Raw genomic sequence first — 11,611 nt, 5'->3', positions numbered from 1 at the left:
CGGATGTTACTTGTTCACCGTGTTGGCGCTCGCCTGGTCCATGAAAATGGCGACGTGGGCGGGAGGCATACCAGCCAGCGTGCCGCCGACGGGTGACGGTCGTCGCGCACTGTCGATCATCGTGCGGGCGGCTTCGGGCGAGACGGGCGGAACCGGGTGTTCGAGGTAGAAACGCTTCTCCTCGTCACCGGTGAGCCCGTCGGGTACGGCAGGGGCATACGGCCAGAAGTAGAGGGACGTCCCGGGCTCGATGCGCCAGCTCTCCGCGAGCGAGCCGGCATCGACCACGTCGTAGCCGACCGCTTCCAAGAACCGCGTCACCGCCTTCTTGGCAGCGGGATCATTGCCCGCGATCGGCAAGGTCGTCCGCTCAGCGTCGCCCTTCGGGCGGGCGTTGGCGTACATGTGGTTCCAGTCCAGATTGTGCAGGCCCTTCACGACCAGGGAGTCCTTGAGGTGCCGCTGCACAAGTTCACTGGAGGTGAGCTTCCCGGCATCGAGTTCGGCGTTCCGCCAGAACTCCGGGTAGTAGTTCGTCTGGTCCAGGACGACCTTCCCGGCCAACGCGCCGGCCGGCAGGGCCTCGAAACTCGCGAGCGGGACAGTAAAGGCAATGATGTCGCCGGCCTCGATCGCCTCATCGACCGTTGCGGCGCGCGCACGCGGACCGAGCTTCGATACGAGTTCCGCGATCGACTCCGGGCCTCGAGAGTTGCTGAGTACGACGCTGTAGCCGGCGTCGACAGCCAGCCGAGCGACGGAGCCGCCGACCAGACCAGAGCCGATGATTCCGATGGTGGGTGCCATCTTGGACATCTCCTTGGACAAAAGGCGCCGCGAGCCGGCGCCAGGTTCCGCCGCGTCTGTGACGCGCTTGGACTGACACGTCGATACTCGGCGTGGCCACAGGGGTGCACCAGGCGCTGTCGTCCCTGGTAGCGCCAGTACCACCCAGCCCCTCAGCAGCGGACTCATACTGGATTCATGACCACCCACACCGAACTCGGCCCAGCCCTGCGGGCGTGGCGAGAGCGCATCGGCCCGGCCGCGGTCGGTCTGCCGATCGCAGGCAACCGACGAGTTCCGGGCCTGCGCCGCGAGGAGCTTGCAGTCTTGGCCGGCATCTCCGTCGACTACCTCGTACAGCTCGAACAGGGCCGCGCGAAGAACCCCTCCCCCCAGGTCGTCGCGGCCCTCGCGCAGACACTGCGGCTCAACGCCGTGGATCGCGAACTGCTCTACCGGCTGGCGGACGCGGTCGTCCCGCCGTCCGGGACGGTGCCCCGCGAGGTGCCACCCGGCGTGCAACGCATGATCGACCGGATGAGCGACACCCCGCTGGCCGTCTTCACCGCCTCCTGGGACATCGTGCAGAGCAACCCGCTCTGGGCCGAGCTGTTCGGCAGCCCGGTCGAGCCCGACGCCCGGTCGAGCAATCTGATCTGGGGGCACTTCGCCGCCCCGCCCGCACCTGGCACCTCCCGCATCGAGCGCGGGCCCGCCCACGCCGACGCCTTCGAGCGCATGATGGTGTCCGACCTGCGCCGGGCCGCCGACCGGTACCCCGACGACCGCGCCGTCACCGAGCTGATCAACGGACTGCGGGAGACCAACCGACGCTTCGCCACTCTCTGGACCCGCTACGAAACCCTGCCGATCGGGCGCTCACACAAGACAGTCGTCCACCCCGAGCTCGGCGAGATCGTCCTCGACTGCGACATCATGACCATCGAACGCGCCGACCTGCACATCGTGTTGAACTGGGCCGCTCCGGACACCGGCGCTGTCGAGAAACTCGCCCTGCTACGAGACCGCGTACGCGACCGCGCAGCCGCAGCAGCAGCAGCACACTGAACACCGGCATCACGCGGGGGGGGCACGGACGCCCACTGCGCCAGCTCCCCGCCGTCGGGGCCCCGCACCGGACCGACCGGCGTACGGTGCCGCGAACTTCGTGTATGATCTTGCTATAACTCCGGTGCAGGGCACAGGAGTCACGCGTCTGTGGTCCAAGGAAAGACGCCCATCATCCGATGGGAAATGTAGGTGCAAGGCCTGCCGGGCGCTCCGCATGAAGCCCCCTCACGTGGTGAGGGGGCTTCGCTGTGTCCCTGCGCACCATCGCCACGTATAGCTACCCGGTGGTCTCACAGTCCGTCGCCTGTGCCGTCTGCTGAATGCGATCAGCGGAGTGGTGCAGGGACCGTGCGCGGGGGGGACTCGGTATCACACCGGCGCCAGGAGTCGGGCGGGCGCCGGGCGTGTCTCCCGTCGCCCCCGGAACCACCGCGACAAGGGGACGGCGGTGCAGGCGAACCTGGCCGCACGTACCTCCCATGCCGTGCGCGGCCGCTCCCGCCCGGAATATGCCTGTTCCGTGGGAGTGGGGAGGAGTATGCTCGGTTACAGTCCGTGGTTGACGGTGCTGTTAGCGCAGTACCCGCTTTTCCGGCGATCTCTCGGGCCCGGGTTGGGGCCCACCACGCCAGCGGCTGCCACAGCGGGACCCTGCACCCGCCACACAGCACCGCTCACGGGATCGCCCCGCCCCCGCCGTCCCGGCCCCGTCCACCCGGCCCGGCTGTCCCCTTCACGGTGCGCACCAAAGCATCCGGAGACCGGCGATGCGCGGCTACTTCACCGACGACCAGCTCCTCATCATCCCCCTGCCCGACCATCCCGGCGTGCGCCTGCACGGCGAAGCCCTCAGCACCCACCGCGGGCCCCTCCTCGTCGCCGTGACCGACGAGGCCCAGCTCAACGACGAGATCGTCATCGACCTCACCGGCCTGCGAGTCCTGGCCACGAGCGTCCTGGAGACCCTCATCCTCCTCGCGCTGCGCCTCACCCCGCCCCAGCGTCTGCTTCTGCGCGCCGGATCCGAACTCGAACTGCGCGAACGCCTCCACGCTCACGGCTGGGACCACATCGACACCCTGCGCCTGACAGAAGCCTGACCAACCCGGAACACCCCGGTGGGCGGGCCCGCTTGCCGTCGCGGAAGGCAGCAAGACCTCCGCCCACCAGGGGGGCACCCCGCACAACCCGTCCCTCCCGCAGACACCCAGCAGCCCCACCAGGAGCGGCCATGGACCAGCCCCCGACACCACCCCAGCAGCTCACCGGATACGCCTCCCCCGACCCGGTACAGACCTCACGCCGGACCATCGAACGAAGCCGGTCCCTCATCAACGGGGTCCAGGCCGCCGTCAGCGGAAGCCATCACCGGATCGAGCACAGCCGCCAGCGAGTACACCGAAGCCGTCGACTCCTGGGTCTCACTCCCGAACCGCACCCCGCCCCCGAACCCCGCCCCGACCTCGCCCCCGACGAAGACCGCACCAGTGCCGACGAGCCGGGCGAACCCCGCCCATGACGGGCTGTCGCGCCTCCACGTGCCGTTAGGGCCAGTCGTCAAGTTCTCTCCTGCCACGTGACGCCATGCACGCTTGGTCGAGGCACAGCGGAACACAGCAAGAGAGCGCATTCCGTTTCACCTGAATGCCACGTAACCGGAACCAGCGGTGGTCGTAGAACACATGCGCAGATCAGAGAGGCACCTTCCACCGCCATGCACAGCACCACGCGGGCACCGTCGCCCACCCCCGTTCACTCGCACCGGCGCAGCCCGCAGCAAGGGGAGGCGCAGAGGCTGGATGCCTTCTCCTCTCAGGGGCTGGTCCGGCTCGTGCAGCAGCCGCGCACGGCGGTACGCCTTCTGGCTCGGCCCGGGGACGGCGCGCGGGGTGCCGTCCCGGTGGCGGTGGCCGCGGGTGGATGCACCGAGCTGGGGGTGCTGCCCGGCATCTATCCGGAGTGGCTGGGCGACCGAGGCTTTCTGCAGGCGCACAGGGTTCGCTACCCCTACGTCTGCGGTGAGATGGCCAACGGCATCAGCGCCGTCGACCTGGTGGTGGCGGCCGCCGCCGGTGGCGTGCTCGGGCTCTTCGGTGCGGCGGGACTGGATCCCCGGCGCGTGGAGGAGGCCGTGCTCGCCCTGGGCCGGCGCTGCGGTGACGCGCCCTGGGGCGTCAACCTCATCCACTCCCCCGCCGAGCCGCAGGCGGAGACGGACACCGTGGAACTGCTGCTGCGTCACCGGGTGCCATGTGTCTCCGCTTCCGCGTTCATGGAGCTGACGGCGCCGGTGGTGCGCTGCGCCGCCGCGGGACTGCGTACGGACCGGGCGGGTGGTGTGGTGCGTGCGCGCAGAGTGTTCGCCAAGGTGTCACGGCCGGAGACGGCGCGGATGTTCATGTCACCGGCGCCGCGGGAACTGCTGGACGATCTGGTGCGCGACGGCCGGATCAGCTCGCAGGAGGCGCGGCTGGCCGAGAGCGTACCGGTGGCCGAGGACGTGACCGTGGAGGCCGACAGCGGCGGCCACACCGACAACCAGTCCCTGACGGCGCTGCTGCTGCGGATCCTTCAGCTGCGCGACGTGATGGAGCGCGCCCACGGGCACCGAGTGCGGGTGGGTGCCGCGGGCGGTCTGGGCACGCCCGACGCGGTCGCGGCGGCGTTCGCGATGGGGGCCGCCTATGTCGTCACCGGGTCGGTGAACCAGACGGCGGTGGAGGCGGGCCTGTCGCCCCAGGCCAAGCAACTGCTTGCGGCGGCTGATGTGGACGAGGTGACGATGGCACCCTCCGCGGACATGTTCGAACTCGGTGCACGCGTGCAAGTGCTGTCCAAGGGGACGATGTTCGCCGTCCGGGCACAGCGGCTCCACGAGCTGTACCGCCGTCACTCGGGGCTCGACGAGCTGTCCCCGAGGGATGTCGCCTGGCTGGAGCGCGACGTGCTGCGTGCACCCGTGGGGGAGGTGTGGCGGGAGACGGAGCGGTACTGGCAGCGACGTGATCCCGGCCAGTGTGCCCGTGCCGCCACCGACGCCAAGCACCGGATGGCGCTGCTCTTCCGCTGGTATCTGGGGCAGTCCACCCGGTGGGCGATCGAGGGTGTCGCGGACCGGCGCGCCGACTACCAGTTGTGGGCCGGTCCGGCGCTGGGAGCCTTCAACTCGTGGGTGTCGGGCAGTTTCCTCGCCGCTTCGCGGGAGCGCACGGCTGCGCAGATCGCCTGCAACCTTCTGGAGGGGGCTGCGGTCGTCACCCGCGCACAGCAGTTCCGCACCTGCGGGCTTCCCGTGCCCGACGCGGCGTTTCGTTTCGTACCCCGTCCCCTGGCCTGAGCGACTTCTCGGAAGTGCCGGCCGTGTCATCCGACTGAGGCGTAGAGAGTGAAACAGAGTTCCACCGACCATCCTGCGGGGCAGGGCGCGGACGCGGGTGGCCGGATCGCCGGTCCGAGTGCGCTGGACATCGCCGTGGTGGGTCTCAGTGCCCTGTTGCCGGGGGCGGACGGTCCCGAGCCGTACTGGCGCAACATCCTGTCCGGCCGTGACCTGATCCGGGACGTGCCAAAGACGCACTGGCTGATCGACGACTACTACGATCCGGATCCGCGGGCGGCGGACAAGACGTACGCCAAACGCGGGGCGTTCCTCGACCCCGTCGCCTTCGACCCGCTGGCGTTCGGCATCCCGCCCAAGGCGTTGGAGGCCACGGACACCACGCAACTGCTGGCCCTGGTGGCCGCGCAGCACGCCCTGATGGACGCGACCGGCGGGGACCTGGAGCGCCTGGAGCGGGAGCGGGTCGGTGTGGTGGTGGGTACCGGGGTGCTGCAACTGTCGTGCGACATGGCGGCACGGACGCAGCGGCCGGTGTGGCTCAAGGCGCTGCGCGAAGGCGGTATGGACGAGGCCGCCGCACAGCGGATGTGCGACCGCATCGCCGGGCATTACGTGCCGTGGCAGGAGGCGACTTTCCCCGGGCTGCTGGGCAACGTCGTAGCGGGTCGGATCGCCAATCGCTTCGACCTCAACGGTCCCAACTGCACCGTGGACGCCGCGTGCGCCAGTTCGCTGGCAGCGCTGGCGATGGCCACCGACGAGCTCGTCCTGGGCCGTTGCGACATGATGCTGGCGGGCGGGGCCGACACCCTCAACGACATTCTGTGGTACTTGAGTTTCAGCAAGACGCCCGCCCTGTCGCCGACCGGTGACTGCCGGCCCTTCTCCGAGGGCGCCGACGGCACCATGCTCGGTGAGGGGCTGGTGCTGTTCGCCCTGAAGCGTCTCGCCGACGCCGAGCGCGACGGCGATCGTGTCCATGCCGTCCTGCGCGGCCTGGGGGCCTCGTCGGACGGCCGGGGCACGGCCATCTACGCGCCTCTGCCCGAGGGACAGCAACGGGCGCTGGATCGAGCGTACGACCAGGCCGGTTACAGTCCCCGCACGGTGGAGCTGGTGGAAGCGCACGGTACCGGCACCGCGGCCGGGGACGTGGCCGAGTTCCGTTCGCTGTCCGCTGTGTTCGGGGCCGCGGCCGAGGACGGGGACCCGCCCTGGTGCGCGGTGGGTTCGGTGAAGTCGCAGATCGGACACACCAAGGGAGCGGCGGGCGGCGCCGGTCTGCTGAAGGCGATCCTCGCGCTCCGGCACCGAGTCCTGCCGCCGACGTACAAGGTGGAACGCCCCAACCCGCGGCTGCCTCTGGCCCGGGGGCCGCTGTATCTCAACACCGAGGCCCGCCCGTGGATCCGCGGCAGTGCTCATCCACGCCGTGCGTCGGTCTCCAGTTTCGGCTTCGGCGGGAGCAACTTCCACCTCACCGTGGAGGAGTACCGGCCGCCGACCGGGGTGCGCGCCTGCCTGCCGCCCCGGGTGGACGCCGCTCCCTGCCACCTGGTCGTGCTGAGCGCGGACAGCGCGGCGGGCCTCGCCGCACGGGCCCGCTCCGCGGCCGCGGAGCGGGCACCGCTGGCAAACAGGGCACGGGCGGCGCAGCTCGCTTTCGATCCGTCGGCGCACGCGCGGCTGGCCGTCGTCGCGGCCGACGCCGAAGAGCTGAGCCGGCTGCTGGAGCAGGTGGCCGAGCATCTGGACGCCACACCTGACGCGCAGCTGCACGACCCACGCGGCGTGCACTGTGCGGTGGGCGCCCCCGACCCGGGGCCGGTCGCCTTCCTGTTGTCCGGGCAGGGCAGCCAGTACCCGGGTATGGGCAGCGGGCTGGCGCTGCACGTCCCGCAGGCGCAGGACGTGTGGGACCAGCTCGCCGACTGGCGCCCCGAGGAGGGGACGGCGCTGCACCATGTCGTCTTCCCGCCGCCCGTGTTCGACGAGCGGGAGCGGCAGGCACAGGCGGAGCGGCTGACCGCCACCGAATGGGCGCAGCCGGCGCTGGCCGGCCTCGCACTGTCGCAGCTGGCCGTCCTGGACGCGGTCGGGGTGGCCGCCGACTTCCTGGCCGGGCACAGCTTCGGGGAACTGGTGGCCCTGCACGCCGCCGGGGTCCTGAGCCGTACGGATCTGCTGGCCGCGGCACGGCGCCGCGGTGAACTGCTGCGGGACGCGACCGAGCAGCCCGCGGGGATGACAGCCGTGGGGTGCGGCGCCGAGCAGGCGGAGAAGGTCGTGGAACACTGCGCCGCCGGCGAGGTGTGGGTGGCCAACCGCAACAGCCCTCAACAGACGGTCCTGTCGGGAACGTTGACGGCGCTGGAGGAAGCCGAGCGCGCCTTCGGCGAAGCGGACATCGTCGTACGGCGGCTGCGGACGAGCGGTGCCTTCCACACCCCGCTGGTGCGGAGCGCCGCCGTCCCCTTCGCCGGCTTCCTCGACGGAATCGAGGTGAGAACGCCCGACCGTCCCGTCTACGCGAACGCCACGGCTGCCCCCTATCCCCCGCGGCCGCGGGAGATCCGCAAGCATCTCGCCGGGCATCTGACGGCCCCGGTGCGCTTCGCGGAACAGATCGAGGCCATGTACGGGCAAGGGGTCCGCACCTTCGTCGAACTCGGCGCGGGCAGCGCACTCACGTCGCTGACGGGCCAGATCCTGCGGGACCGTACTCATCTCTCGGTGGCCGTGGACCGTCCCGGCGAGGAGGCGCTGCGCGGCCTGCACCACGTCCTGGGGGCTCTGGCGACGCAGGGCCGTCCCGTCGACTTCGCCCCGCTGTGGGCCCACCTCGCCGACCCACCCGTCCCCGTGCCCGCCGACGCCGCAGAGGCCGACGGGCAGGCAGCAAGCAGGAGGATCACCATTCTCGGCACGAACTACGGCAAGCCCTACCCGCACGCCGGAGAGCCCCGCAACGGCACCGCGCCGGACTCCGCCGCGCAGGCCGAGGACGCCGCTGCCGCACCGGCGCCCCAAGGCGTGCCTGCCACCGCCCGCGGGGTGCTGCCCGCACAGAGCGACGCCCCGCCGCACGCCCCGGCCGCTGTGTCGGTGCCTCCTGGGGCGCACGGTCCCTGCGGGTCGCCCTGGCTCCAGGTGCTGCAGGAGGCACAGCGTCAGACCACGCAGACCCACGCGGCCTTCCAGCGCTCGATGGCCGACAGTCATATCGCCTACCTGCGCACGGTGGAAGCCGTCGTGCACGGGGTGTCCGCCGCGATGGGCGCGGGCCCCGCCCTGCCGTCGCCCGCTCTCGCGCCCGATGCGGCGGCGGAGCCTCGTACCGGGCACGAGAGCGAGCCGGTGTACGAGGCCGCCGCATGGGAGGAACCGGCGTCCGGGCACATGCAGCCCGCCCCCGTCCTGCTGTCGGCTCCCGCGCACCCGGCAGCGGCAGCGTCGGCCGCCTCGGTCGACGGGCAGTACGGCGGGCAGCACGCCTGGCCGGCCGCCGACGGTGCTTCGGTGACTTCGAGTGAACCGTCCGAGTACGCCGCGCCGGTGTCCGTCGAGGCGGCGCCGCGGGTGTCGGAGACCGCGGTCGCCGGGCCGTCCGGCGACCAGCCCGGCGAGGGCGGACCCGAGTCGGCGGAGGACGCCGTGCTCGACGTGGTCGCCGAGCTGACCGGATACCCGGCCGACGTCCTCAAGCCGGACCTGGTGCTCGACACCGACCTGGGCATCGACTCCATCAAGCGGGTGCAGATCCTCTCCTCGCTGCGCAAGCGCTTTCCGCAGCTGCCCCGGCTGGATGCGGGACGGGCCGCCGGGCTGCGGACCCTCGGCGAAGTCGCCGCCGTGCTGAAGGAGAACCTGCCGGAGGAGGAGGACGGGCAGCCTGCCATAGCGGCCTTCGCGCGACAGCGAACGCCCCGGCCCGACGCTCCGCCGGAGCAGGCGGCAAAGAACCTTCCTCTCCAGCGCCTCGACCTGGAGGCGAAGCCGGTTCCTGCTCCGGGCACGAGGCTGCCGGGGCTCGCGGAGCACCCTGTGCTGATCACGGACGAGGGTACGGGCGTCGCGGAGGCGCTCGTCGAGGAACTCGCCCCGCACGGCGTCCAGGCCCGCGTGTGCGCCGGGGAGGTGCCCGCGGACACGCGTGCGCTCGTGTCCCTGGACGGTCTGCGCCCGGTGACCGGCACCGAGGACGCCTGCAACCTGGCCCGTGACCTCTTCCGCACGGCGCGGCGCGTGGCGCCCGCGATGCGTGCGGGCGGTATGTGGGTCACCGTGCAGGACACCGGCGGTGACTTCGGTCTCGCCGGCACGCACGGCGCGCGTGCCGGTCTTGGCGGGATCGCCGGGCTGGCCCGTACCGCCGCCCGGGAGTGGCCCACGGCCCGGGTGAAGGCCGTCGACTGCGCGCGCGGACAGCGCACCGCGCGGGCGGTCGCCCGTGCGGTGGCCGAGGAGTTGCTGTACGGCGGGGCCGCCACCGACGTGGGTCTGCCCGACCACGGCGCGCAGCGGGTGCTGGTGAGGACGCGGCGGCCTGCCGCGGGCACGGCTCCCTCCCCCGCCGCCGGCGCCGGGGACGTGCTGGGCCCGCAGGACGTCCTCGTCGTCACCGGCGGCGCCCGCGGGGTGACCGCCGAGTGCGTCGTCGCGCTGGCACGGGCCCACCGGCCCAGGCTGCTGCTCCTGGGACGCACCGCGCTGCGGGAGGAGCCGACGTACCTGGAGGCCGCCCAGGACGAACGCGCTGTCCGCACGGCCCTGATCGAGCATGCCCGGCGGAACGGCGCCGCTCTGCCCGAACCCGCCGACGCCGCCGCACGCGCGGGGCGGGTGATGGCCGTGCGTGAGATCACCGCGACCCTCGCCGCCTGCCGGGGGGCGGGGGCTCAAGTGCGGTACGCGGCCCTCGACAACCGTGACCGCGACGCGCTGGCACGGGTTGTGGAGGAGGTCAGGGCCGAGTGGGGGCCGGTCACCGGTGTCCTGCACGGCGCGGGCGTCCTGGCGGACCGGCGTCTTGAGGACAAGACCGACGAGGAGTTCGACCGGGTCTTCACGACCAAGGTCGGTGGTCTGGAGTCGTTGCTGGCGGCCACCGCCTCGGATCCGCTGCGGTTGCTGTGCGTCTTCTCCTCCGTCGCGGGCCGCTCGGGCAACGCGGGGCAGAGCGACTACGCGATGGCCAACGAGACACTCAACCACCTGGTCGCCGTTCAGGCTGCCGCGCGTCCCGGGCTGCGCGCCAGGGCTCTGGTGTGGGGGGCCTGGGACGGCGGGATGGTGACGGAGCATCTGGCCGAGTACTTCACTGCCGTCGGGACGCCGCTCATCGACCCGCCCGCCGGGGCCCGCGCCCTGGTGGAGGAGCTCGTGCGCGACGGCCCCGTCCAAAGGATCCTGCTCCCGCACGCGGCGGGCACCGAGCTGGTGCCGGCGGAGGCAGGCGCGCCACTGGCCCAGCGGGTACCGGCGGAGGCAGGCGCGCCACTGGCCCAGCGGGTACCGGCGGAGGCAAGCGCGCCACTGGCCCAGCGGGTACCGGCGGAGGCAAGCGCGCCACTGGCCCAGCGGGTACCGGCAGAGGCAAGCGCGCCGCTGGCCGAGCTGCGGCTCGCGGCCGACGGCCACCCGCACTTCGCGGACCACGCGGTCGGCGGCCGCCCCGTGGTGCCCCTCGCGTACGTGGCGGAGTGGTTCGCCCGGCTGCTGCGCGAGCACGATCCGTACGCGCCGGTCGAGCTGAGCGACCTCCGTGTCCTGCGCGGCATCGCCCTGGAGGACTTCGGCAGCGCGGAGCACCGCCTGCTGATCCACCGCGTCCGGTCCGACGGGGAGCCGGACGCCTGGCAGTTGCAGGGCCACAGCGGCCACAGCGGCGACAGCGGCACGCTTCATTACCGCGTCACCCCGGGCGTCCCGCCCCCGGAAGGGGCCCGGGGCGGGGCCGGGGACGCGGCAGACATCCGCGCACAGGAACTGGGGCCGCTGCCACGGGCCGAGCTGTATGACGGCCATGTCCTCTTCCATGGGCCCGCGTTCCAGGTGATGCGCGGCTTCGAAGGGGTCGGTGTCCCGGGTGCGCGCGGCGAGCTGGCCGGTGTGCGGCACATGGAGTGGCGGGCGGAGCCGTGGGTGTCCGATCCGGCAGCGGTCGACGGGGCCCTGCAACTGGCCGGACTGTGGGCCGAGCACCTGCTGGGCGGCCCGACCCTGCCCATGGGCATCGGCCACTTCCGCTGGCACCGGCCAGGACCGGTCGAGGACACGGTGCCGTGCACGGTGTACGCCGGACCGGCCGGCGACGGGCTCGCCAGCTGCGACGTCCTGCTCGGCCCGCCTCAGGCGCCGATCGCCGAACTCCTGCGCGTACAGCAGGTCCTGCGCCCCACATGACCACGTCGC

The 11,611-nt window shown here is 72.1% G+C and carries 6 protein-coding genes; 5 read left to right on the top strand and 1 reads right to left on the bottom strand.

The window, feature by feature from the left end; all coding sequences use genetic code 11:
* Positions 1-6: 6 nt before the first annotated feature.
* Positions 7-807 carry an NADPH-dependent F420 reductase gene (locus GPA10_RS10880; protein ID WP_157165325.1) on the bottom strand — a complete coding sequence of 267 codons (801 nt, stop codon included), beginning with the start codon at positions 805-807 and terminating at the stop codon, positions 7-9.
* 177 nt (positions 808-984) lie between these two features.
* On the opposite strand from GPA10_RS10880, the gene GPA10_RS10875 reads away from it, so the two are divergent.
* From GPA10_RS10875 to GPA10_RS10855, 5 genes are all read left to right on the top strand, one after another.
* Positions 985-1,854: a helix-turn-helix transcriptional regulator gene (locus GPA10_RS10875; protein WP_157165324.1), complete on the top strand. Its 870-nt coding sequence runs from the start codon at positions 985-987 to the stop codon at positions 1,852-1,854.
* Between the two features lie 770 nt (positions 1,855-2,624).
* Positions 2,625-2,957, top strand: coding sequence for a hypothetical protein (locus GPA10_RS10870; protein ID WP_157165323.1), 333 nt, complete (start codon positions 2,625-2,627; stop codon positions 2,955-2,957).
* Positions 2,958-3,088: 131 nt separating this feature from the next.
* Positions 3,089-3,376 carry a hypothetical protein gene (locus GPA10_RS10865; protein ID WP_157165322.1) on the top strand — a complete coding sequence of 96 codons (288 nt, stop codon included), beginning with the start codon at positions 3,089-3,091 and terminating at the stop codon, positions 3,374-3,376.
* Between the two features lie 312 nt (positions 3,377-3,688).
* Positions 3,689-5,194 (top strand): PfaD family polyunsaturated fatty acid/polyketide biosynthesis protein, encoded by a 1,506-nt coding sequence (locus GPA10_RS10860; protein WP_343040656.1) that lies wholly within the window; start codon positions 3,689-3,691, stop codon positions 5,192-5,194.
* A 48-nt stretch (positions 5,195-5,242) separates the two neighbouring features.
* Entirely contained in the window at positions 5,243-11,602 is a 6,360-nt protein-coding gene (locus GPA10_RS10855; protein ID WP_157165320.1) for a type I polyketide synthase, read from the top strand.
* Positions 11,603-11,611 lie beyond the last annotated feature (9 nt).

Source organism: Streptomyces typhae (genome assembly GCF_009755605.1).
Lineage (GTDB): Bacteria > Actinomycetota > Actinomycetes > Streptomycetales > Streptomycetaceae > Streptomyces > Streptomyces typhae.
Note: the sequence above shows the minus strand (reverse complement) of the source record. Positions and strands in the feature narration are given on the sequence as shown.

What these genes read in the sequence shown, in the direction of transcription:
- GPA10_RS10870 (WP_157165323.1), top strand. Translation starts at nt 2,625, where the DNA reads ATGCGCGGCTACTTCACCGACGACCAGCTCCTCATCATCCCCCTGCCC.
- GPA10_RS10865 (WP_157165322.1), top strand. Translation starts at nt 3,089, where the DNA reads ATGGACCAGCCCCCGACACCACCCCAGCAGCTCACCGGATACGCCTCC.
- GPA10_RS10875 (WP_157165324.1), top strand. Translation starts at nt 985, where the DNA reads ATGACCACCCACACCGAACTCGGCCCAGCCCTGCGGGCGTGGCGAGAG.
- GPA10_RS10880 (WP_157165325.1), bottom strand. Translation starts at nt 807, where the DNA reads ATGGCACCCACCATCGGAATCATCGGCTCTGGTCTGGTCGGCGGCTCC.